Raw genomic sequence first — 21,762 nt, 5'->3', positions numbered from 1 at the left:
CGCGCTGGGCTGGCCCGTCCGGGGGAGCCGGCGCCGCGCTCCCCGGCGGTGCCCAGCAGGGCGTTCGCCGTCGCGGCGGAGCCCGTCGGCCGGGCACATACCCGTGGCGCCGGAGCTGAACAAGCGCTTAGATAGGGGCTCGGCCGTTGTTCGCCCCAGGAGCCCGCTCCCCGACCCGCCGGAGGCCCCGTTGTTCACGTCCGTCGACGACGTCTCCGCCCGCCTCGCCGAGACCGGCTATCTCGCCTCGCCCGCCGTCGCCACGACCGTCTTCCTCGCCGCCCGGCTGGGCAAGCCGCTGCTGGTCGAGGGCCCGGCCGGGGTCGGCAAGACCGAACTGGCCAAGGCTGTCGCCCAGGTGGCCGCGGCCCGGCTGGTCCGGCTCCAGTGCTACGAGGGCGTGGACGAGTCCCGGGCCCTGTACGAGTGGAACCACGCCAAGCAGCTGCTGCGCATCAGCGCGGGCCGCGACGAGAGCTGGGACGAGACCCGCACCGACATCTTCAGCGAGGAGTTCCTGCTCCCCCGCCCGCTGCTCACCGCCATCCGCGGCGACGAGCCGACGGTGCTGCTCATCGACGAGACCGACAAGGCCGACGTCGAGATGGAGGGACTGCTGCTGGAGGTGCTGAGCGACTTCCAGATCACCGTCCCGGAACTGGGCACGGTCACCGCGACCCGCCGCCCGTTCGTCGTGCTCACCTCCAACGCCGGCCGCGAGCTGTCCGAGGCCCTGCGCCGCCGCTGCCTCTTCCTGCACATCGGCTTCCCGGAGGAGGAGCTGGAGCGGCGGATCGTACGGCTGAAGGTGCCGGGTCTCGGCGAGGCGCTGACCGCGTCGGTGGTCCGGGTCGTCGGGGCGCTGCGCGCCATGGACCTGCGCAAGGTGCCGTCCGTCGCCGAGACCATCGACTGGGCGCGCACCCTGCTGGCCCTGGGCGCCGGCACCCTCGACGAGACCGTCGTCCGGGACACCCTCGGCGTGATCCTCAAGCACCAGGACGACATCCAGAAGGCGGCGGCCAAGCTCGACCTGGACGCGCTGTGACCGACGTCGCCGACCGGATCACGGGCCTCGCCGGGGCGCTGCGCGCGCACGGGGTGCGGATCGGCACCGGGGAGACCGTGGACGCGGCCCGCGCCGTGGAGGCGCTGGGCCTCGCCGACCGGGAGCTGCTGCGCGAGGGGCTGGCGGCCACTCTGCTGCACGGCCCGGGCCAACGCGCCGTGTTCGACTCGGTCTTCGACCTGTACTTCCCCCGCGGGGTCGGCGGCCCGGACGGTGCTCCCCCGGACCGCGAGACCCTGCGGGACCGGCTCGCGGAGGCGCTGGCCGCCGACGACCGGGCACGGCTGGCCCGGTTGGCGGCGGAGGCCGTCGACGGCCTGGGAGGGTACGGGAGTTCACCGGGCTCGGACGGCTGGTCGGCGTACCAGACCCTGGACCGGCTGCGCCCGCAGACCCTGCTGGCCCGGGTACGGTCCGAGGTGCGCGGCCGGGACGGGAGCGGCGCGGGCTTCGCGGACCGGCTGCTGGACGACGAGATCCGGCGCCGCATCGAGGAGTTCCGGCGGATGGTCGGGACGGAGGCCCGGCGCCGGGTCGCGGAGCGGCGCGGGCCGGACGAGATCGCGCGGCGGGGAGTCCGGCCGACCGCCGACCGGGTCGACTTCCTGCTCGCCGGCCGGGACCAACTCGCCGAACTGCGCAGGGCCGTCCAGCCGCTGGCGCGCAAGCTGGCCACCCGGCTCGCCGCGCGCCGCCGCCGGGCCGCGCGCGGCACGATCGACCTGCGCCGCACCCTGCGCTCCTCGCTGTCCACGGGCGGGGTGCCGATGCGGCCGGTGCTGCGCCGGCGCCGCCCCGTCCGCCCCGAACTGGTGCTGCTCTGCGACGTGTCCGGCTCGGTGTCCGGTTTCTCGGACTTCACCATGCTCCTCGTGCAGGCCCTGCACGACCAGTTCAGCAAGGTGCGCGTGTTCGCCTTCGTCAACCGGCTCGACGAGGTCACCGGCCTGCTCGACCACGGCCGCGCCGACCCCGACGGGCTGAGCGCCCGGATCCGCGCCGAGGCCGTGCTCACCGGCTGGCACGGCAGCAGCGACTACGGCGTGGCCCTGGGCGAGTTCACCGAGCGGTACGGCGGTGCGGTCGGCCCGCGGACGACCGTGTTCGTCCTCGGGGACGCCCGGACGAACATGAGCGACCCCAACCTCCCCGCCGTGCGCGAGCTGGCCCGGCGGGCCCGGCGCGTGTACTGGCTGAACCCCGAGCCGCGCGACCGCTGGGGCACCGGCGACTCGGCCGCGCCCGCCTACGCCGAGCTGGTCGAGATGCACGAGTGCCGCACGGCCCGGCAGCTGAGCGGGCTCATCGCGGGGCTGCTGCCGGTGTGACGCCGGGCGCCGGTCCGTGATCCACTGGGCCCATCGCCGGACCCGACCCGAGGACGCGTCGCCATGACTCACCCGCCCGTGCCGCTGGGCACCTTCCCCACCCCGCTGGAACCGGCGCCCCGGCTGGCCGCCGCGCTGGGACTCGGGCCGGACGACCTGTGGGTGAAACGGGACGACCTGACCGGTCTCGGCGGCGGCGGGAACAAGATCCGCAAGCTGGAGTGGACGGTCGGCGCGGCCCTCGCCGAGGGCGCGGACACGCTGGTGACCACCGGCGCCCCGCAGAGCAACCACGCCCGGCTCACCGCCGCCGCGGGCGCCCGGCTCGGTCTGGCGGTCGTCCTCGTGCTGCGCGGCTCCCCGGGCGCCTCCCGCTCCGGAAACCTGGCCCTCGACGGCCTGTTCGGCGCCCGGCTCGCCTGGGCCGGCCCGGTCGACCAGGCCGGGCTGGACGCGGCGGCGGCCGAGGTCTGCGCGCGCCTGCGGGCCGGCGGTGCCCGCCCAGCGCTGATCCCCTTCGGCGGTTCCGGCGTCCTGGGCGCCCGCGGCTACCTGCGCTGCGGCGAGGAACTGCGCGAGCAACTGCCGGGGCTGCGCACGACGGTGGTGGCGCTCGGCTCCGGCGGCACGATGGCCGGGCTGGTCGCGGCCCTGGGCAGCGGGGCGGTGCTGGGCGTCGACGTGGGCGCGCTGGCCGACCCGGCGGCGGCGGTGACCGAGTTCGCCGCACCGCTCACCACGGAGCGCCTCTCCCCGGAGGGGCTGCGGATCCGCCGGGACCAGGTGGGTGCCGGGTACGCGACGCTGACCGGCCCGGTACGCGAGGCGCTGCGGCTGGCCGCCCGCACCGAGGGCCTGCCGCTGGACCCTGTCTACACCGGCCGGGCCCTGGCCGGCCTGCACGCCGCGATCGCCGACGGCACCGTCCGGGCCGGCGAGAAGACGGTCCTCCTCCACACCGGCGGTCTCCCGGGCCTGTTCGGCCACCCGGACGCCGTCGGGTTCGCGGAGGAGGGGGCGGGGACCTTCGACGCCACGGGCTGACAGGACCTTCGGGCAGGCCGCCGGGCCGCGCCCGGTGCGGCCCGGCGGCGGGGACACGCGGACGGACACCGGCGTCCGGCCAGGGTCTTTCTTCCGGATCAGGCCGGCCCCGAGCGACCGCGCCACCTGGCCGCCCCGCGACACCGGCAAGATCCGGAAGAGAGGCCCTACCCCTTCGCGTACTCGTTCGCCATCGTCCCGGCGAAGTCCAGGACGACGACCTGTTCGTCACCGACCACCCAGGCGTCGTGGCCGGGCGGGCAGACGAAGACGTCGCCCGGGCCGACCTCGCCCTCACCGCCGTCGTCCATGCGCAGGTGCATCCGTCCCTGCACGACGTACCCGTTGTGGTGGACCATGCAGCTCTCGGTGCCCGCGATCGGCGCCACCGACTCCGACCAGCGCCACCCCGGCTCGAACGTGCCCACCGCGAAGTCGAGTCCGGTCAGGTGGAGGGCTTCGAGGTGGCCGCGGGGGAAGTCGCGCCGTTCGTCCGGCTTCTCGACCGTCTTCACTTCCAGCATGGCGGTGTCCTCCCTTCCGGCCGCTGACCGCGGCCGGGGCCGGCCTCCGTCCCCGGCGGCCTCGGACGGCACCGGTGCTGCGGCGGCCGTATCCCACCACCATGGTCGGCCCGGCGATCCGGCCCCGCCATCCAGGGCCGCGGGACAACGATGTCGGTCGCGGACCGCGGCTACGCTGACCCGATGACCGCCGCCGACACCGTGTCCATCGCCACGGACGACACCGGTGACCCGCCCCTGCGCCCCCTGCCCGGACAGGCCGCCCTGCTGCTGGAGCGGGCCGGCGCGCCGCCCCGGCTGGTGGCCCACCTCCGGGCGGTGCACGACGTCGCCGCCCAGCTCGTGGCATGGGTGCAACGGCACTGCCCCCGGCTGGAGTTCGACGCCGAGGCGGTGCTGTTCGGTGCCGCCACGCACGACATCGGCAAGGCGCTGCACCCGGCCGAGCTGTCCGGTCCCGGCGCGCGACACGAGGCAGCGGGGCGGGAGTTGCTGCTGGCGTACGGGGTGACGGCCCGACTCGCCCGGTTCGCCGGCACCCACGCGTCCTGGGCGGCTCCCGGCACCGGTGTGGCGGACCTGCTGGTGAGCCTCGCCGACAAGGTCTGGAAGAACAAGCGGGTCCCGGAGCTGGAGGACCTGGTGGTGGCGCGGCTGGCGGAGGCCGACGGCCGGCCGGCCTGGCAGTGGTTCATGGAACTGGACGAGTTCCTCACCGCCATCGGCGAGGACGCGGACCGTAGGCTGGCGTACCAGATGTCCCACCCGCTCACCCGAAGGTGACCATGTTCGCGACCCCACTCGGTGCCGACGGCGCCGAGCTGTGCCCGCTCCAGCCCTGGCAGGCCGAGGAGTTCCTCGCCCATGTGGACCGGGGACGGGAGTTCATCGGGCGGTTCAACGGACTGCCGGACGTGGTCACGGACGTGGCCGCCGGCCGGGCGTTCCTGGAGGCGTACGCGCGGAAGGAGGCGGCCGACGAGGGCCTGATCCGGGGGATCCGCCTCGGCGGCACCCTGGTCGGGGCGGTGATCCTGCGCCGGATGGACGTGGCGCAGGGTACGGCGGAGGCGGGCTGCTGGCTGGAGCCGGCCGGGGTGGGCCGGGGTCTGGTGACCCGGGCGGCACGCCTGCTCGTCGACTGGGCCATCCGGGAGCGGGGCATCCACCGCGTCGAGTGGTGGGTGTCGGCCGGCAACGCGCCCAGCATCGCGGTCGCCCGCCGGCTCGGCATGCGCAAGGAGGCCGTGCTGCGGGAAAGCCACCTGTACCGGGGCGAGCGGCACGACGAGGAGATCTGGGCGGTGCTGGCCCCGGAGTGGCGGGCCGCCCTCGAAGACCCCGCGGCCTGAACGGCCTACCAGCCGCGCGCCGCCCGCAGCAGCAGGGCGCGGACGCGGGCCACGTCCGGGTTGTCGGAGGCGCCGGGCCGCTGGACGAGGAAGCCGGTGTTGATCGGCGGGTCCTCCGGTTCCAGCAGCGCCACGAGCGCGCCGGACTCCAGCAGGTCCTGGCACAGATAGCGGGGCAGCACGCTGAACCCGGCGCCCGCGGCCACGGCCGTCAGGACCCCGCGCAGGTCCGGCACGGTCACCGCGGCGGTACGGGACAGGCGCCGGCCGAAGACGTGCCGCCAGTAGCGGCGGGCGATCGGCAGGTCCTCGGCGTAGGTGAGGAGCGGGACGCCCTGCAGGACGCCGGGATCGAAGGCGGCCTGCGCGCCGGGCTCCCGGCCCTGGGGGTCCTGCGCGCGCCGCGGGCCCGTCAGCCGCTCGGCCCAGACCGGTGCCGCGACCAGCACGAACTCCTCGTCGGTGAGCGGAACGGAGTGCAGGGTGCGGCCGCGCGGGCGGGTGGTGGCGATCACCAGGTCGTGGCGGCCGGCGCGCAGTTCGTCCAGCAGCGGATCGGTCAGCCCGGTCGCCACCCGCAGCCGTACGCCCTCGGTGACCAGCGGTGCGAGGGCCGGCAGGACCATGGTGCACAGCAGTTCCGCCGGGCCGGCCAGGTGCACCGGTTCGGCCCCGGACCCGGCCGGCGGGGTGGGGCCGGCGACCGCCGCGAGCTCGTCCAGCGGCGCGGCGACACGGGCCGCCAGCTCGTCGGCCACGGGGGTCGGCGTGACCCCGCGCGGCAGCCGTTCGAACAGCTCCCGGCCGGTCTGCCGTTCCAGCGCGCGCATCTGCGTCGTCACCGTCGGCTGGGACAGGCCGAGCAGGCGGGCGGCTCCGGTGAAGGAGCCGGAGCGGTACACGGCCAGGAAGGTGCGCAGCAGGTTCAGGTCGAGGGAAGCGGTCTCCACGGTCCGAGTATCACCGACCGGTATTCCCGGCGACCCATAGGGGATCCAATGTCAGCCATTCGATCCTTCATTGGATCCCTATGGGTCCGGCGACCTACGTTCTTTCCTGCGGGCGCACGTTTCCGCGGACGCACGCTTTCCAAGACTTCCCAAGACGCACGCTTTCGAAGAGAGACCCTCATGTCGAAGATCCTGTTCGTGATGACCGGCGCCGATCAGTGGACGCTCGCCGACGGCACCGCGCACCCCACCGGCTTCTGGGCCGAGGAGGCCGTGGTCCCGTACCGCGCCGTCAAGGCCGCCGGGCACGAGGTCGTCGTCGCCACGCCGGGCGGTGTGGTGCCGCCGGTCGACCGGGCGAGCCTGGCGCCCGAGTTCAACGGCGGCGAGGAGGGCGCGGCCGAGGTCGCCCGCGCGCTGGAGGAGATGACCGAGCTGCGCACGCCGGTGAAGCTCGCGGAGGTCGACCTCGGCGACTTCGCCGCCGTGTTCTACCCGGGCGGGCACGGCCCCATGGAGGACCTGGCCGTCGACGCCGAGTCGGGCCGGCTGCTGGTGGCGGCCCTGGACTCGGGCAAGCCGCTGGCCGTGGTCTGCCACGGTCCGGCCGCGCTGCTCGCCGCGGTCCGCCCCGACGGCACCAACGCCTTCGCCGGGTACCGCGCGGCGGCCTTCACCAACGAGGAGGAGACCCAGGGCGGCCTCGCCGGCCAGGCCAAGTGGCTGCTCCAGGACCGGCTGACCGAGGCGGGCGTCGACGTGCGGGCGAGCGAGCCGTGGGCACCGCACGTCGTGGTCGACCGCAACCTGATCACCGGCCAGAACCCGGCGTCCTCGGCTCCGGTCGCCGAGGAACTGCTGAAGCAGCTGGGCTGAAGCAGCTGGGCTGTGGCCGCCGGGGGTCGGTGGTGGAGCGGGCTGACGGCGCCAAGCGACGGCGGCCGGTAACAGGGGCGGGTGACAACGGGCTGACGGCGCCGGGTGTCGCGGCGGGTGACAACGGGCTGACCGCGCCGGGCGACGCGGTGGCCGGCGGATCGCGGATCGCGGATCGCGGGGCGCTGGGCGCGGAAAATTCGTCGGTCGTCGCCTGCAACCTCGCCCGGGGTCGGGCGTCTGTCGGGGTGGAGGCCTCCGCTTCGACCAGATGTCCGACCCCGAGCCATCGAAGGAACCCATGTCCGCACACCGAACCCCGCGCCCGAACCGCTCCCGCCGGCTGCGGGCCGCCCTGGGGGTCTCCGCCGTAGGCGCGGCCCTGGCCGTCGCCGGCACGCTGACCGCCCAGGCGGCCCAGGACGACAGCCACCCGGAGGCCCGTCCCGCCCCCGCACCGGCGAGCGCCCATACGACCCCCTCCCCGGTGCCGTCCCCGGCGCGCACCGCCACCCCGTCCCCCGTCCCGTCGCCGGCGCGCACCGGCACCCCGTCCCCCGTGCCCTCGCCCGTACGGCCGACGAGCCCCGCACCGGCACCCGTCACGGCCGTCCCCTCCCCCGCGCCCGCCACCCCGCGCCCGGTGCCGTCCACTCCCGCACCCCGGCACCCGGCACCCGGCCCGCACCCCCACCACCGCCACGCCACGCCGACGCCGGCGCCGGCGCCGGTTCCGCAGCAGCACTGAGGCAGGGCCGGGTGCAGGGGGAGCCGTCGCGCGGCGGCTCCCCGCTCCCGGCCCGGGGAGAGCCATGACGACAGCGACACCACCGGCGACGGCCCTGCCCTGGGAACGGACCGGCCGTCGGAAGCGCTTCACCTGCCGGCGGCGTCTCGCGCAGGTGCTGCCGGCCCGCGTCCTCGCCCGTATCCGCACGGACCCGAGCCCCACCGCACCACCCGGCACCGGGTCCGCCGCCCAGGCCGGATCCCCGCCGGACATCGAGGAGTTGTACCACCACCGCCGGCTGTCCCTCGTACGCCTGGCGGTGCTCCTCGTGGACGACCTGCCCACGGCCGAGGACGTCGTGCAGGACGCGTTCACCGCGCTGTTCCGGCGCCACGGCCACCGGCTCGCGGCGCTGGACGACCCGGAGGCGTACCTGCGGACCAGTGTCGTCAACGCGGCCCGCTCGGTGCTGCGCCGGCGCCGGACCGTACGGGCGTACACCCCCGCGCCCGAGGGACACGCGCCCGCCCCGGAGGAGGACGTACTGCTGCACGAGGAGCACCGGGAGGTGCTCGCGGCGCTGCGCACGCTGACCCGGAGGCAGCGGGAGGTGCTGGTGCTGCGCTACTGGTCGCATCTGACCGAGGCCGAGATCGCGACGACGCTCGGCCTGTCGCGCGGGGCCGTCAAGTCCACGGCCAGCAGGGCGCTGGACGCCCTGGGCCGGCGTCTGGAGGGGCTGCGATGAACGAGTCGGGTACGGGGACCACGGCGACGCCGGTCGAGGAGCGGCTGCGGGCCGCCCTGGCCGCGCGGGCGGACGCGGTCGGCCCGGCCGACCTGCGGCCGCTGCGCCCGCCGGCCGGTGCGGCACGCCCCCGGCGGGTGCTGGTGCGCCGGGCGGTGGTGGGCGTGCTGGCCCTGGCCGCCGTGGCCGCGCTGGTGTTCTTCACGACGCGCGGCGGCCCGTCCCACCCGGCCGAGCCCGCCCGCATCCCCCGCCCCTCCACCGGCACACCGTCCCCGGCGCCGAGCCCGGTGCGCCCGTCCACGGCCCAGCCGTCCCCGAGCGCACCACACCGGTGAACCGCCCCCGCACCAGCCTCCCCCGCGGTGCGCGGAGCGCTAGGTTGTGCGGCATGAGCAACCTTGACCGCGCGCCCGTGCCCAGTGTCTGCGGTGGCCGCGGATTCGTCGTCGCCGAACCCGTCCGCGAGTTGCTGAGTCCCCGTCCCGTGAAGCTGGGCGAGTCGACCGAGGTGCGCCGGCTGCTGCCGAACCTCGGCCGGCGCATGATCGGCGCGTGGGCCTTCGTCGACCACTACGGGCCGGACGACATCGCCGACGAGCCCGGCATGCAGGTCCCGCCGCATCCGCACACCGGGTTGCAGACGGTCAGCTGGCTGCACGAGGGCGAGGTGCTGCACCGGGACTCGACCGGCAGCCTGCAGACGATCGGGCCCCGGCAGCTGGGCCTGATGACCTCGGGCCGGGCGATCAGCCACTCCGAGGAGAGCCCCCGCCGGCACGCCCGCTTCCTGCACGGCGCCCAGCTGTGGGTGGCGCTGCCCGACGAACACCGGCACACGGAACCGTCGTTCGAGTACCACCCGGAGCTGCCCACGGTGACCGCGCCCGGCCTGACCGCCACGGTGCTCCTCGGCAACCTGGACGGCGCCCGCTCCCCCGGTACGGCGTACACCCCGATCCTCGGCGCCGACCTGACCCTGCGCCGGGGCGCCGAGGCCCGCCTCCCCCTGGAACCGGACTTCGAGTACGGCGTGCTGGCCATGTCCGGCGAGGTGCACGTGGACGGGGTCCCGGTGCTGCCCGGCTCCCTGCTCTACCTCGGCTGCGGCCGCTCCGAACTCCCGCTGCGCGCCGAGTCGGACGCCGGGGTGATGCTCCTGGGCGGCGAGCCGTTCGCCGAGGAACTGGTCATGTGGTGGAACTTCGTGGCCCGCTCGCAGGAGGAGATCGCCCGGGCCCGCGAGGACTGGACGAACGGCACCCGCTTCGGCGAGGTGAAGGGCTACGACGGAGCCCCGCTGCGCGCACCGGCACTGCCGGCCACGCCGCTCAAACCCCGGGGAAGGGTGCGCTGACCTGCAAAGGTGACGGGTCGCCGACACATCCTGCTGCCACCGGCGCTCACGATGCTTGCCGCTGCGATGCCGGGGCCGGTCGGCCCAGGTTCCTTCGGGCCGCTGTGCGTGCCGGCGTTCCGGCGCGGTGACCGGGCGGTCGCCGTCCAAGAACGGTCAGGGCGATCGTCGTATGCGGACGAGTTCTGGCAAAGGGGGCCACTAGGCGACTTGGGACGGCAGAACCGCGAGCTTTGCGTTGGGATGACCTGTCTCAACGCAAGCCTGGGGGCGAGGACGAGAATGAACGACCTGATCGACACAGCACCACCTGCGCCTCTCGGCACGATGGACTCCGGCACGTGCCGGTGCGGCCACCGAGCCCCCCGTGGCGCTCCGAGCGCCGCCGAGGAGAGGTTCCGGGGGCTGCTGGAAGCCGCGCCGGACGCCATGGTCATCGTCGACGACACCGGCACCATCCGCCTCGTCAACGCCCAGACCGAAGCCCTCTTCGGCTACCGCCGCGAAGAACTCCTGGGCCACCCCGTCGAACTCCTCGTCCCCGGCCGCTTCCACGCCCACCACACCGAACACCGCAACGGCTACGCCCACAACCAGCAGGTACGCCCCATGGGCGCCGGACTCGACCTGTACGGCCTCCGCAAGGACGGCACCGAGTTCCCCGTCGAGATCAGCCTCAGCCCCCTGGAAACCACCGACGGCCTCCTCGTCTCCGCCGCCGTACGCGACGTCAGCGAACGCAAAGCCGCCGAGGAGAGGTTCCGGGGGCTGCTGGAAGCGGCGCCGGACGCCATGGTCATCGTCGACGACACCGGCACCATCCGCCTCGTCAACGCCCAGACCGAAGCCCTCTTCGGCTACCGCCGCGAAGAACTCCTGGGCCACCCCGTCGAACTCCTCGTCCCCGGCCGCTTCCACGCCCACCACACCGAACACCGCAACGGCTACGCCCACAACCAGCAGGTACGCCCCATGGGCGCCGGACTCGACCTGTACGGCCTCCGCAAGGACGGCACCGAGTTCCCCGTCGAGATCAGCCTCAGCCCCCTGGAAACCACCGACGGCCTCCTCGTCTCCGCCGCCGTACGCGACGTCAGCGAACGCAAAGCCGCCGAAGAGCGCATCAACGAGCTCGCCGCGCTGGTCGAGTCCTCGCAGGACGCGATCCTCGCGAAGACCCTGGACGGCCGCATCACCTACTGGAACGCCGCGGCCCAGCGGTTGTACGGGTTCACGGCGGACGAGGTCCTGGGACGGCACGTGTCGATGCTGGCGCCCCCCACGACGAAGCACGAGATCACCGCACTGCTGAAGCGGCTGCGCCGGGGCGAGAAGGTCGAACACTTCGAGACCTTGCGGCTCACCCGCTCCGGAGCGCTGCTGGACGTCGACGTCACCCTGTGGCCGACCCGGGCAGCGGACGGCGCCGTCGTCGGGGCGTGCGCGATCGTCCGGGACATCAGCGACCGCAAGCGCGCCGAGGCGGAGCTGACGGAGCTGTACGAGCAGCAGCGGCACATCGCCCTGACCCTGCAGCGCAGTCTGACGGGCACGCCGCCCGCCATCCCCGGCCTCGCCACCGCCAGCCGTTACCGGCCCGCGACCCAGGGAGCCGGCGTCGGCGGTGACTGGTTCGACCTGATACCGCTGGGCGCCGGCCGCGTGGGTGTGCTGATCGGCGATGTGATGGGCCGGGGGCTGGAGGCCGCCGCCGTCATGGGCCAGCTCCGCTCCGCCGCCCACGCGTTGGCCAAGACCGGGCTGCAACCACGACAGCTGATGCAGGCGATGGACACCGTCGTCGCCGATCTCGACGTCCCCGACCAGCTCGTCACCTGCTGCTACCTGGTCATCGCCGCCGACACAGGGGAGGTGACCGTGTGTTCCGCCGGCCACCTGCCGGTTCTCGTCGCCGTCCCCGGTGCGCGCACCCGGACGCTTCCGGCACCCGTGAACGCCCCCCTCGGTGTCGGTGGGGTGATCTACGAGCAGTGCTGCAGCAGCATCGAGCCGGGCGCCACCCTCGTGCTCTACACCGACGGTCTCATAGAGACTCCCGGAACCGACATCGAGGAGAAACTCGCCCAGCTCGTCGCCACCCTGGACGAGCTGCCGGCCGCGGTCCCCGAACTGGAGACCGCGGCCGATCACGTGCTGTCGACGCTGCTGCCCGACGCGGACGGCCACGACGACGTCACGTTGCTGTTGACCCAGCTGCCCGCGGCTCCGCTGGCCACGGCCACCACGCAGCTGCCCTCCGCGCCGGAGTCCGTGCCGACGGGCCGTGCCTTCCTCGCCAGAGCACTGGACACGTGGGGCTGCGCGGGCGCGTCGGACGAAGCTCTCCTTCTGCTCTCCGAGATCCTCACCAACGCCGTGCTGCACGCCGACGGCCCCATCCGGGTGCAGGTGTGCCGCACCGACACCGATCTCACCGTGGAGATCAGCGACCGCAGCCCCCACCTGCCTCAGCCGCGCCTCGCGGCGCAGGACGAGGAGTCCGGGCGTGGCCTGCTGCTCGTTCGCGCCCTCGCCGACGACTGGGGCGTGCGGCCGATGGACCAGGGGAAGACCACCTGGTTCAGCCTCAAGCTGTGACAGGGCTCCGCAGCCGGCGCATCAGCACCGTCCGGGGGCGCGCGGTCACCGGAACCGCGCAGGGCCGCCACACTCCATGCATGCGCAGGAACTCATCAACGTGATAAACCAGTTCGGCTCACCCTGCACCGCCCGATCCGCGGACAGCCGCCCGTAGAAAGCAGACTGCACCTTGTTCCAGGAAACCCCCATCTTCAGCCGCCTCGTCGCCGAGCGCGGTGACATCCCCACTCAGGTACGCGGTGAAGCCGACCGTATACACCGCGACCTGGCCCGGGTGATGACCTGGGCGCCCCCATCCGACCTGCCCGGCAGCACAACGCCGCACAGAACGACCTGGTGACCAGCGCACGCCGCCCCGCCACCAGCCCCGCGCGAGCGACGAGGGAGCGGAACTGAGGGCGGGGATGCGGAAGACGAACCCGGCGGGTCGGTGAACACCCTGCGCGGCGACGTGCTGCGCGCGGCCCGTCGCGGCCTGCCCCGTCGGCCGAACGGCCCGGCGTCGACCACCCGGTGAACCGGAGCCAGGCCGGGAACCCCCTGCCCCGGCGGCGCGACTACCTGGCCATGGATGCACAACAGCGGCGGCGATCTTCCTTCGCCTTTGGCAAACCGATCGGGTTCGTCCTGGTGCTGGGGGTGCTCTGCACCGTGTTCTACGGGGTCGGGCGCGCGGTGGGCCCGGTGGCGCCGGAGTGGCGTCCCGGGTGGCACTATCCGCAGGACGAGCGTTCACACTCCGCGGGGCACGGCCGGTGAGCGCCGAGTCCGGGACGGTCCCCCCGGCACCGGTCGACAGCGGGGAGGGCGCGGCGGAGCCGACGGCCCGCGGCACCCTGCTCACCACCGACCTCGCCGTCGGCGGAATGACCTGTGCCGCTTGCGTGGCACGCGTGGAGAAGCGGCTCCGTCGTATCGCGGGCGTCACCGCGGGCGTCAACCTGGCCACCGGCCGGGCCCGGGTCGTCCATCCGGCCGACGTGCCCGTGACGGATCTGCTCGACGCGGTACGGCGGGCCGGCTACACGGCCGACCGGATCGACGACGACGCACAGGCACCCGAGGCCCCGCCGGCCGGGTGCCGGGACGAGGACTGCCTCAAGGTGGTGCTCACCGCGGTGCTGGCCCTGCCGGTGCTGCTGGTGTCGATGATCCCGGCGTTGCAGTTCCGCAACTGGCAGTGGGTGTGCTTCCTGCTGGCGACCCCGGTGGCCCTGTGGGGCGCCGACGTCTTCCACCGCCGCGCCCTGCGCGCCCTGCGGCACTCGACGGCGACCATGGACACCCTGGTCAGTCTGGGGGTGACCGCCTCGTACGCGTGGTCGTGCTATGCGCTGTTCCTGGGCACCGCCGGCACTCCGGGGCTGGTCATGCCCTTCTCGCTGGGCGCGGCCGGCGGGCACGACCACGTCTATCTGGAGGCCACCGTCGGCATCCCGCTGTTCGTTCTGTGCGGCAGGCTGATGGAGGACCGGGTGCGGCGCCGGACGGGCTCCGCGCTGCACGCGCTCGCCGAACTCGTGGTGAAGGACGTCACCGTCCTGGACGAGGGGCAGCCCGGCGCGGCGCCCGTCGAACGGCGCGTTCCCATCGGTCAGTTGGTGCCGGGTCAGCTGTTCCTCGTGCGGACCGGGGAGCGCGTGGCGACCGACGGCGTGGTGGTGCGCGGCAGTGCGGCGCTCGACCTGTCCCTGCTGACCGGGGAGAGCGCGCCCCGCGAGGTCGGACCGGGCGACCGGGTCACCGGTGGAACGCTGGACGCCGGCGGCAGTGTCGTCGTCCGGGCGACCGAGGTGGGCGCCGACACCCGGCTGGCCCGGGTCACCCAGTTGGTGTGGGAGGCCCAGGCGGGCAAGGCCCGGGTGCAACGGCTCGCGGACCGGCTCGCGGGGGTGTTCGTGCCGGCGGTGCTGGTGATCGCGGCCTGTGTGCTCGGTTTCTGGCTCGGCGCCGGCGCCAGTGCCCAGGGGGCCGTCACCACGGCTGTCGCGGTGCTGGTGGTGGCCTGTCCCTGCGCACTCGGGCTGGCCACGCCCACCGCGCTGCTCGCGGCCACCGGGCGCGGCGCGCAGTTCGGGGTGCTGTTCAAGGGCCCCGAGGTGCTGGAGCGGCTGCGGGCCGTGGACACCGTGGTGCTGGACAAGACCGGCACGCTCACCTCGGGCACCATGCGCCTGCTGGACACGGTGACCGTCGACGGCTGGTCGGCCGCCGCCGTGCTGCGCCTGGCGGCGGCCGTGGAGCAGTTGTCCGAGCATCCCGTCGGCCGCGCCATCGCCGCCGCCGTGCCCGCCGCGGACCGCGTTCCCGGTGGCGCCTCCGGTTTCACCGCCATGGCCGGGACCGGGGTCCGCGGCAGCGTGGACGGACACGCCCTGTGCGTCCGGCGTATCGCCCCCGACACCGCGCTGCCCGCACCCCTGCGGGAGGCCGCGGACCGGGCCGACGCCGCGGGGCGCACGGCCGTCGTGGTTCAGGTCGACGGCGCGTGCGTGGCCGTGCTGACGCTCGGGGACACCCTGCGGCAGGGCGGCACCGAACTGGTGGCGCGGCTGCGGGCGCTCGGCGTCGAGGTCATGCTGCTGACCGGGGACGGCCCCGGGGCCGCGCGTGCGGTCGCCGCCGAGCTGGGCATCGAGAAGGTGCGGCACTCCGCGTCGCCGGAGGACAAGGCCGAGGCGGTGGCGCAGCTCCAGGCCGCCGGCCGCGTGCCGGCGGTCGTGGGCGACGGGGTCAACGACGCGGCGGCGCTGGCCGGTTGCGAACTCGGCATGGCCATGGGCAGCGGCACGGACGTGGCCGTCGGAGCCGGTTCGGTGACGCTGATGCGCGAGGACGCGCCGGCGGTCGCGGATGCCCTGGAGCTGGCCAAGCGGGCCATGGGGACCATCGGGTCGAACCTCACCTGGGCGTTCACGTACAACATCCTGCTCATCCCGATCGCCGCCGCCGGCATGCTCAACCCGATGATCGCCGCGGTCGCCATGTCGGGGAGCTCCCTGCTGGTCGTCGGTAACAGCCTGCGGCTGCGTTCGTGGCGACCCGCTCAGACCTGAGGCGGTAGCAGCCCCTCCTTGAGCGCGGTCACCACGGCCAGCGTCCGGTTGGGGCTGTTCAGTTTCGCCAGGACGTTGGCCACATGGCGCTTGGCGCCGTGCTCGGAGATGCTGAGGCGGCGGGCGATCTGCTTGTTGCTCAGGCCGTCCCCGACCAGCGAGAGGACCTGCTGCTCCCGGGGCGTGAGCGACACCGGGCGTGGCGCCTTGGCGCCGTTGCGCTCGCGCACCTGGGACAGCAGTTCGCGGGCGAGCGTGGAGGGCATGGACAGTTCGCCGTCGCTGATCCGGCGCAGCGCGTCGGCCAGGGCGTTGCGGGTGAGTTCCGGCTGGACGAGGAAGCCGTCGACGGGCAGCGAGGCCGCCCGTACCACCATGTGCTGTGACGCGTTCTCCAGCAGGAACAGCACCTTGACGTTCATCGCGGAGATCTCGCGCAGCGTTTCTTCCTGTTGGGTGACCTCTTGCCCCGGACAGGACATGATGACGACGTCGACGGGCGCATGGTGCAGATGACGGGCGAGTTCTTCGAACGAGTCGGCCTCGACCAGGTGTCGCACCCTGATCGAGGCCAGCATGGTGCGCAGACCGAACCTCGCCACTTCGTTGGGGACGAAAAGCGCGATGTCCAGCCCGTCATGGGCGGCGTGGGCGTATTCGAGGGCGGTGGTGCGGTCGGTCTCGGTCACGACTTTTACTCCTGAGTTGCTCGGCCGGGAACCCTTTTTTCCTCTGGAAGGAGTCGTGCGCTGAACGAGCGGGAATTATCGACGGCGCGAGATTCCGGGCCCCGCGGACAGCGGTACGTTCGCTGCTGTCGATACGTTCCAGCTGCGTGCTTTCCGGTATCGCTCCGCGCGTTGCCGACAGCGCGTCAACCCCGGTCGCGTCATTTCTCTACTATGCCGGGCTAGTAGAGCGTGGCGACAGTAGTTGACGACTCAGCCCGCGGGCAATACCAACGGCAACCAGCCGGGCGGCCATCCGGGCGAATCACGCCACTTGGCTCACCGGGGCATCGCTCGGGGCATCGCTCGGGGCGTGGACCGGGGCATCCGTTCGCGGCGGTGGCGTAGCCGTTCGGGCACCCTCGGACGGCGTCTCCCAAGGACGCCCGCGAAGTCGGGCGGGGTCCGCCTAGCGTGGGGCAGCGCCCGGTGCTCCCCCGCTATCCGAGAGGGCTGTGTCCGATGACCGCCGACCCCCTGCGAAGCGATCAGCAGTCGATACCCGCCGCGCTGCACGACTCGGCGCGGCGCGGCGGCTCGCTCACCGTGCTCGACCGGGCGATGCGGCCGACACGTCTGAGTCTGGGCGAAGTTGGCGACATATCGACGGATGTGGCCGCCCGGCTGCGCCGTGCCGGTGTCCGGCCCGGGGACCGCGTGTGCGTGCTAGCGCCGACCTCCGTGGAGCTGCTGCTGAACCTGTTCGGTCTGTGGCGGCTGGGCGCGGTGCCCGTGGTGCTGCCGCACGAGCGGCCGGAGGCGTCCGCCGGACCGGGTCTGCTCGCGCACCGGCTCGCCACGGCGGGCGCCGAGGTCGTCCTGACCGACCACCTGCCCCGGCTGGGCGCGGCGGTGCCTCCCGGGTGCCGTGTGCTCCCGCTCGACGCCGGCCTGTCGGGTCCGGGAGCGCCCGAGCCCCCGGTGCCCGACGGCTCCGCCCTCGGTCTCCTCCAGTTCACCTCGGGAACCACCGGATCGTCGAAGGCCGTTCCGGTACGGCAGGGGCAGCTGGTCGGGAACGTGCTGGCCTGTATGGCGGCGCTCGGCATGCGCCCCGGGCACACCTACGTCAGCTGGCTGCCCTTCTACCACGACATGGGCATCGTCTCGGTGGTCGGGCTGCTCGTCCAGGGCGTGCACGTCGTCGTGATGCCGACGGAGAACTTCCTCGGCCGCCCGGCGAGCTGGCTGGAGACGGTGAGCGCCCACCGGGCCGAGATCACGGCCGCCCCGAACTCGGCCTACCAGCTGGCCGTCAAGGCCCAGCAGCTGCGGCCCGCGGCACTCGACCTGTCCCGGCTGCGGGTGGCCATCAACGGCGCGGAGCCGGTGACGGCCGACACGGTGGAGGAAGCCGTCCGGGTGCTCGGCGGGAGCGGCATGCCCGCCGGGGCGCTGTGCCCCACCTACGGCATGGCCGAGACCACGCTCGTCGTGACCGCGGCGTCCGCGCGGACGTCGGTGCGCGTGCTCGACCCGAAGGAGGCGCCCCGCCAGTACGGCGGTCACGAGCTGCCGGACCGTCCGCTGGTCTCCTGCGGCACGCCGCTGCCCGGCACCCGCGTCACCGTGCACGGTCCCGGCGGCGAGCCGCTGCCCGACGGCCAGGTCGGCGAGGTGCGCGTGACCGGGCCCGGCGTGACCGACGGGTACTGGACCGCGCCCGGCGCCCCGCTCGACGGCCTGGGCCGGCTCACCGACGGCCACATGGACACCGGCGATCTCGGCTTCCTGCACGAGGGCGAGCTGTACGTCTGCGGCCGCGCCAAGGACATGATCATCGTGGGCGGGCGCAACCTCTACCCGGAGGACTACGAGATCGTGGCCGAGACGGTGCCCGGGGTGCGGGGCGGGAACGTGATCGCGTTCTCCCTGCCGGACCGGGAGCGCATGGTGGTGGTCGCCGAGGGCAGGGGCGGCGCCGTGAGCCAGGACCGGCTCGCCCGCGAGTTGTTCGAGCGGCTGCGCGAGGCGGCCAAGCACGCGCCGGCCGAGGTCGTCCTGGTGCGTCCCGCCACCCTGCCGAAGACCTCGTCGGGCAAGAAGCGCCGCGGCACCTGCCGGGACCGCTACCTGGCGGGCGAACTCGACGTCGTCGCCACCGCGCGCTGACCCCATGCGGAAGCCGCCCCGCCGGCGAACACTCCCGGCCGGGCGGCTTCGTCCACGCCGCCGCGCGGCGTGCGTCGCGACCGCTCAGCGCGCCTCGCCGACGGCGCCGCGCACCTCGTCGGCGAAGCTGCTGGAGACCTGGGCGGCGAGAGACACGAGTTCGTCCGTCGCCCGCACGTACTTCAGGAGCGTCGGCAGGTGCCCGGTCACCATGAGGTCGCCGTCCAGCATGCCCTCGATGGGGTCCGTCTCGCCCTCGATCACGCTTTTCCACACCGAGTAGGGCGCCCTGATCACGAAAGTCGCGTCACGCGCACCGTCCGGGCCCACGTCGTACGTGGCGGATTTGCATGCGCCGTCCCCGAATTCCGTATGGCACCAGATGTCGTTCGGTACGCCGCGGTCCTCCTCGGCTTCGAAGACGAATGCGATCTCCGCCCGGAACGTGCGGGCCGCCTCCTCGAACTCCTCCGAGGAATTGATCAGCTCCACGTATGAATTCAACCACTCTGCGCTGGGAAAGAGGCTCACGGCATCCCCTCGGGTCTTCTACGGTGCCACCGTTGTACCGAAGCGCCGGGGCGGCTCCCCAGGGCCAACGGGACGCCCGAGTTACAGCACGCTCGACGGGCCCGAACGGCCACCTAGAACGGGCGCCGCACGGGGCACGAACGACGCTCCGAAACAGCGCTGTTCAGCGGCGATCCGAGGGGTGACGCTGAACGGCATGTCCATCATCGAGGCCCAGGGCCTCCACAAGGCGTTCGACGACGGCACGGTGGCGGTGGACCGGGTCGACTTCGAGGTGACCGAGGGGGAAGTGTTCGGTTTCCTCGGCCGCAACGGAGCGGGCAAGACCACCACGGTCCGCATCCTGGCCACCCTCACCCGCGCGACCTCGGGCAGGGCTCGGGTGCTGGGACTCGACGTCGTCAAGCATCGTGCCCGGGTACGCGACCGCATCGGCCTGTCGCTCCAGCAGGCCGCGCTCGACCCGCTCATGTCGGGCCGGGAGCATCTGCACCTGGTCGCGACCCTGCGCCGGATGCGCCCCGCGCGGCGCACCGAGCGCATCGAGGAACTGCTCACCGGGTTCGGGCTCACCGAGGTGGCCGACCGGCTCGTCGCCACCTACACCGTGGGCATGCGGCGCCGCCTCGACGCGGCCCTCGCCCTGATCCACGGCCCGGAGCTGCTCTTCCTCGACGAACCGACCACGGGCCTGGACCCGCAGAGCCGACGGGCCCTGTGGGACTTCGTCCGCACCTACCGGCGAAGCGGCGGAACCGTGTTCCTCACCACCCAGTACCTCGACGAGGCCGACGAGTTGTGCGACCGGATCGCGATCCTCGACAAGGGCACGATCTCCGTGATCGACACCCCGCAGGAACTCAAGAAGGGCATCGGCGGCAAGGTCCTCACCCTGCCCGCCACCCCCGAGGCACAGGAACTGGCGGCCTCGGCCGCCGGCCCGGCGGCCTGCCGGCGGACCGGTGACCTGCTCCGGGTCGACCTGCCGGCGGACGAGGACGTCCTGCCGTCGCTGTTCCGGAAGCTGCACGAGCGGGGCATTGCGCTGAGCGGAGTCACGGTGACGGATCCGACCATCGAGGAGGTCTTCATCCGCCTCACCGGTGAGGGGCTGGAGCGCAGGACGTCGAACGACGGCAGCGTCGCCGCGGCCGCGCTCGCCAGGACCGTCGGCACGGGCCGGGGAGGCATCTGATGACCGCACTGTCCGGAACCATGATCCTGCTCAGGCGCAACCTGCGCGAGGGCCTGCGCAGCCCCGTGATCGCCTTCGTCTTCCCCGTGCTGTTCCCGCTGTTCCTGATCACCCTCGTGGCGTCCAGTTACGAGCGCATGGCGTTCATCCCTGGCTTCCCCGTCACCCCGTACGCCGCCTACATGGCGCCCGGCCTGCTGCTGTTCACGGGCATGATGGGCTCCGGCTACTCGGCCACCGCCCTGGTGCTCGACGCACAGAGCGGTTTCCTCGACCGGCTGCGCCTGCAACCCGTACGGCCCCCGGCCCTGTTGCTGTCCCGGCTGCTGTTCGACGCCCTGCGGGTGGTGCCGGCCGGCCTGGTGGTCCTCGGGGTCAGCGTGCTGCTCGGCGCCCGCGTCGACTCCGGCCCGGCCGGGGTCCTGCTGCTGCTGGTGCTCTCCTCGTTCTGGTCGGTCGCCTACGGCGGCATCTTCTACGTCGTGGCGCTGCGCACCCGCAATCCGCAGGCCCCGCTCGCCATGGCCCCCCTGTCGGTGCTGCTGCTGTTCGCCAGCCCGGCCGCCGCCCCGCCGTACCTCCTGCAGGACTGGCTGGCCAAGCTGACCACATGGAATCCGTTCACCTACGTCATCGAGGGCATCCGCGCCCTGATGACGGGACCGGAGAGCGGTACCACCACGGAGGCGCTGCTGAAGGCCCTGGCCGTCCTCGTCGGGCTCACCGTCGTCACCCAGATCTTCGTCCTCCCTGCCTTCACCCGCCTGGTCGGCGACTGAGCCGGGCCCGCCGAACTCCCCCACCGAGGAGCACTCCGCCATGCTGTTGTACTGCTTCCCGCACGCCGGGGGCGCCGACTCCCCGTACCGCTCCTGGGGGGACCGGCTCGCCCCCGTGGAGGTGCGTGTCCTCGGCCGCGGTGCCCGGTTCCCGGGCCGGACGCCGACCGCGCCGGATTCGGTGACCGCCCTGGCCGAGGCGTGCGCCGACCACCTGGCCGGCGAGCGCCGCCCGTACCTGTTCCTCGGCCACAGCCTCGGGGCGCTGATCGCCTTCGAGACCACCCGCGCGCTCGCCGCCCGGGGGTGCCGGGGCCCGGAGGTGCTGTTCGCCACCGGCCACGTCGCCCCGCACCTGCCGTCGCCGGGTCCGAAGCTGGCCGCGCTGCCCACCGCCGAGTTCTGGGCGGAGGTGCGCGCGCTCGGCGGGACCCCGCCGGAACTCCTCGGGCAGGCCGCACTGCGCGAGGCGGCCGAACCGGGCCTGCGGGCGGAGTTCCGGGCCGCCGAGACCTACCGCTACGTCCCCGGGCAGCCGCTGGGCTGCCGCATCGTGGCCCTGGCCGGCACCGACGACGACCGGGCACCCGCGGACCAGTGCGCCGCGTGGCGGCTGCACACCACGGGCGGCTTCGCGCTGCACACGGTGCCCGGCGGGCACTTCTTCGTCGCCGACAACCCCGGTCCGGTGCTGGAGCGCATCCGGCAGGAGAGCGCGTCACCGGTGCGGTGACGCGGCGGGCCGACGCAGCGGCGGGGCCGCCCCCGAGGACGGGGGCGGC

General features: G+C 73.8%; 20 protein-coding genes. 16 read left to right on the top strand and 4 right to left on the bottom strand.

Annotation, left to right across the window (positions count from 1 at the left end; translation table 11 throughout):
* Window positions 1–190: 190 nt before the first annotated feature.
* The 3 genes from ABZ923_RS20375 to ABZ923_RS20365 all read left to right on the top strand — a co-directional run bounded on the left by ABZ923_RS20375 (window position 191) and on the right by ABZ923_RS20365 (window position 3,441).
* The gene (locus ABZ923_RS20375) at window positions 191–1,048 is read left to right on the top strand and encodes a MoxR family ATPase (RefSeq protein WP_361473512.1); all 858 of its coding nucleotides are present in this window, start codon (window positions 191–193) and stop codon (window positions 1,046–1,048) included.
* Window positions 1,045–2,397: a VWA domain-containing protein gene (locus tag ABZ923_RS20370; protein ID WP_361473509.1), complete on the top strand. Its 1,353-nt coding sequence runs from the start codon at window positions 1,045–1,047 to the stop codon at window positions 2,395–2,397. The genes ABZ923_RS20375 and ABZ923_RS20370 overlap by 4 nt, the downstream gene beginning before the upstream one ends.
* Window positions 2,398–2,460: 63 nt before the next feature.
* Entirely contained in the window at window positions 2,461–3,441 is a 981-nt protein-coding gene (locus tag ABZ923_RS20365; RefSeq protein ID WP_361473507.1) for a pyridoxal-phosphate dependent enzyme, read from the top strand.
* A 167-nt stretch (window positions 3,442–3,608) separates the two neighbouring features.
* On the opposite strand, the gene ABZ923_RS20360 is transcribed toward ABZ923_RS20365, so the two are convergent.
* Window positions 3,609–3,965 (bottom strand): cupin domain-containing protein, encoded by a 357-nt coding sequence (locus tag ABZ923_RS20360; RefSeq protein ID WP_361473504.1) that lies wholly within the window; start codon window positions 3,963–3,965, stop codon window positions 3,609–3,611.
* A gap of 183 nt (window positions 3,966–4,148) precedes the next feature.
* Between ABZ923_RS20360 and ABZ923_RS20355 the strand changes: the two genes are divergently transcribed.
* Together ABZ923_RS20355 and ABZ923_RS20350 are read left to right on the top strand one after the other, a co-directional pair.
* Window positions 4,149–4,748, top strand: a complete 600-nt coding sequence (locus ABZ923_RS20355) for an HD domain-containing protein (protein ID WP_361473501.1) — start codon at window positions 4,149–4,151, stop codon at window positions 4,746–4,748.
* Between the two features lie 2 nt (window positions 4,749–4,750).
* Window positions 4,751–5,317, top strand: a complete 567-nt coding sequence (locus tag ABZ923_RS20350; protein WP_361473499.1) for a GNAT family protein — start codon at window positions 4,751–4,753, stop codon at window positions 5,315–5,317.
* 5 nt (window positions 5,318–5,322) lie between these two features.
* Here ABZ923_RS20350 and ABZ923_RS20345 read toward each other — a convergent pair whose 3' ends face one another.
* Window positions 5,323–6,267, bottom strand: coding sequence for a LysR family transcriptional regulator (locus ABZ923_RS20345; protein WP_361473496.1), 945 nt, complete (start codon window positions 6,265–6,267; stop codon window positions 5,323–5,325).
* Window positions 6,268–6,447: 180 nt separating this feature from the next.
* Here ABZ923_RS20345 and ABZ923_RS20340 point away from each other — a divergent pair, with 180 nt between their 5' ends.
* The 7 genes from ABZ923_RS20340 (at window position 6,448) to ABZ923_RS20310 (ending at window position 15,635) form a co-directional block, all read left to right on the top strand.
* Window positions 6,448–7,143 (top strand): type 1 glutamine amidotransferase domain-containing protein, encoded by a 696-nt coding sequence (locus ABZ923_RS20340; RefSeq protein ID WP_361473493.1) that lies wholly within the window; start codon window positions 6,448–6,450, stop codon window positions 7,141–7,143.
* A gap of 301 nt (window positions 7,144–7,444) precedes the next feature.
* Window positions 7,445–7,891 carry a hypothetical protein gene (locus tag ABZ923_RS20335; protein WP_361473491.1) on the top strand — a complete coding sequence of 149 codons (447 nt, stop codon included), beginning with the start codon at window positions 7,445–7,447 and terminating at the stop codon, window positions 7,889–7,891.
* A gap of 64 nt (window positions 7,892–7,955) precedes the next feature.
* On the top strand, window positions 7,956–8,621 hold the full coding sequence (locus tag ABZ923_RS20330; RefSeq protein WP_361473488.1) for a SigE family RNA polymerase sigma factor: 666 nt from the start codon (window positions 7,956–7,958) through the stop codon (window positions 8,619–8,621).
* Window positions 8,618–8,959 (top strand): hypothetical protein, encoded by a 342-nt coding sequence (locus ABZ923_RS20325; protein WP_361473485.1) that lies wholly within the window; start codon window positions 8,618–8,620, stop codon window positions 8,957–8,959. The genes ABZ923_RS20330 and ABZ923_RS20325 overlap by 4 nt, the downstream gene beginning before the upstream one ends.
* 53 nt (window positions 8,960–9,012) lie before the next feature.
* Complete coding sequence (locus ABZ923_RS20320) at window positions 9,013–9,978, top strand: pirin family protein (protein WP_361473482.1); 966 nt, start codon at window positions 9,013–9,015, stop codon at window positions 9,976–9,978.
* A 327-nt stretch (window positions 9,979–10,305) separates the two neighbouring features.
* On the top strand, window positions 10,306–12,576 hold the full coding sequence (locus ABZ923_RS20315; protein ID WP_361473626.1) for a PAS domain S-box protein: 2,271 nt from the start codon (window positions 10,306–10,308) through the stop codon (window positions 12,574–12,576).
* An 839-nt stretch (window positions 12,577–13,415) separates the two neighbouring features.
* A complete protein-coding gene (locus tag ABZ923_RS20310; RefSeq protein ID WP_361473623.1) occupies window positions 13,416–15,635 on the top strand; it encodes a heavy metal translocating P-type ATPase in 2,220 nt (739 codons plus the stop codon).
* On the opposite strand, the gene ABZ923_RS20305 is transcribed toward ABZ923_RS20310, so the two are convergent.
* On the bottom strand, window positions 15,626–16,324 hold the full coding sequence (locus tag ABZ923_RS20305) for a response regulator transcription factor (RefSeq protein WP_361473479.1): 699 nt from the start codon (window positions 16,322–16,324) through the stop codon (window positions 15,626–15,628). The two genes, ABZ923_RS20310 and ABZ923_RS20305, sit on opposite strands and share 10 nt — an antisense overlap.
* Before the next feature lie 501 nt (window positions 16,325–16,825).
* On the opposite strand from ABZ923_RS20305, the gene ABZ923_RS20300 reads away from it, so the two are divergent.
* Window positions 16,826–18,475 carry an AMP-binding protein gene (locus ABZ923_RS20300; RefSeq protein ID WP_361473476.1) on the top strand — a complete coding sequence of 550 codons (1,650 nt, stop codon included), beginning with the start codon at window positions 16,826–16,828 and terminating at the stop codon, window positions 18,473–18,475.
* A gap of 84 nt (window positions 18,476–18,559) precedes the next feature.
* On the opposite strand, the gene ABZ923_RS20295 is transcribed toward ABZ923_RS20300, so the two are convergent.
* Window positions 18,560–19,006, bottom strand: coding sequence for an SCP2 sterol-binding domain-containing protein (locus ABZ923_RS20295; protein ID WP_361473473.1), 447 nt, complete (start codon window positions 19,004–19,006; stop codon window positions 18,560–18,562).
* Window positions 19,007–19,202: 196 nt separating this feature from the next.
* Here ABZ923_RS20295 and ABZ923_RS20290 point away from each other — a divergent pair, with 196 nt between their 5' ends.
* From ABZ923_RS20290 to ABZ923_RS20280, 3 genes are read left to right on the top strand one after another with little or no spacing between them, the layout of a single operon-like run.
* Window positions 19,203–20,201: an ATP-binding cassette domain-containing protein gene (locus ABZ923_RS20290; RefSeq protein ID WP_361473470.1), complete on the top strand. Its 999-nt coding sequence runs from the start codon at window positions 19,203–19,205 to the stop codon at window positions 20,199–20,201.
* Window positions 20,201–20,980, top strand: coding sequence for an ABC transporter permease (locus ABZ923_RS20285; protein ID WP_361473467.1), 780 nt, complete (start codon window positions 20,201–20,203; stop codon window positions 20,978–20,980). Before ABZ923_RS20290 ends, ABZ923_RS20285 begins: the two co-directional genes overlap by 1 nt.
* Before the next feature lie 40 nt (window positions 20,981–21,020).
* A complete protein-coding gene (locus ABZ923_RS20280; RefSeq protein WP_361473464.1) occupies window positions 21,021–21,713 on the top strand; it encodes an alpha/beta fold hydrolase in 693 nt (230 codons plus the stop codon).
* Window positions 21,714–21,762 lie beyond the last annotated feature (49 nt).

Origin of the sequence: Streptomyces sp. NPDC046881, from assembly GCF_040645015.1 — a bacterium.
Classification (GTDB): Bacteria; Actinomycetota; Actinomycetes; order Streptomycetales; family Streptomycetaceae; genus Streptomyces.
This window is presented reverse-complemented; position numbering and strand designations above follow the sequence as displayed.

Bases quoted from the DNA above. Each gene is read 5' to 3' on its own strand.
- ABZ923_RS20325 (WP_361473485.1), top strand. From the start codon at position 8,618: ATGAACGAGTCGGGTACGGGGACCACGGCGACGCCGGTCGAGGAGCGG.
- ABZ923_RS20350 (WP_361473499.1), top strand. From the start codon at position 4,751: ATGTTCGCGACCCCACTCGGTGCCGACGGCGCCGAGCTGTGCCCGCTC.
- ABZ923_RS20320 (WP_361473482.1), top strand. From the start codon at position 9,013: ATGAGCAACCTTGACCGCGCGCCCGTGCCCAGTGTCTGCGGTGGCCGC.
- ABZ923_RS20290 (WP_361473470.1), top strand. From the start codon at position 19,203: ATGTCCATCATCGAGGCCCAGGGCCTCCACAAGGCGTTCGACGACGGC.
- ABZ923_RS20355 (WP_361473501.1), top strand. From the start codon at position 4,149: ATGACCGCCGCCGACACCGTGTCCATCGCCACGGACGACACCGGTGAC.
- ABZ923_RS20340 (WP_361473493.1), top strand. From the start codon at position 6,448: ATGTCGAAGATCCTGTTCGTGATGACCGGCGCCGATCAGTGGACGCTC.
- ABZ923_RS20285 (WP_361473467.1), top strand. From the start codon at position 20,201: ATGACCGCACTGTCCGGAACCATGATCCTGCTCAGGCGCAACCTGCGC.
- ABZ923_RS20330 (WP_361473488.1), top strand. From the start codon at position 7,956: ATGACGACAGCGACACCACCGGCGACGGCCCTGCCCTGGGAACGGACC.
- ABZ923_RS20280 (WP_361473464.1), top strand. From the start codon at position 21,021: ATGCTGTTGTACTGCTTCCCGCACGCCGGGGGCGCCGACTCCCCGTAC.
- ABZ923_RS20365 (WP_361473507.1), top strand. From the start codon at position 2,461: ATGACTCACCCGCCCGTGCCGCTGGGCACCTTCCCCACCCCGCTGGAA.
- ABZ923_RS20335 (WP_361473491.1), top strand. From the start codon at position 7,445: ATGTCCGCACACCGAACCCCGCGCCCGAACCGCTCCCGCCGGCTGCGG.
- ABZ923_RS20315 (WP_361473626.1), top strand. From the start codon at position 10,306: ATGGACTCCGGCACGTGCCGGTGCGGCCACCGAGCCCCCCGTGGCGCT.
- ABZ923_RS20360 (WP_361473504.1), bottom strand. From the start codon at position 3,965: ATGCTGGAAGTGAAGACGGTCGAGAAGCCGGACGAACGGCGCGACTTC.
- ABZ923_RS20300 (WP_361473476.1), top strand. From the start codon at position 16,826: ATGACCGCCGACCCCCTGCGAAGCGATCAGCAGTCGATACCCGCCGCG.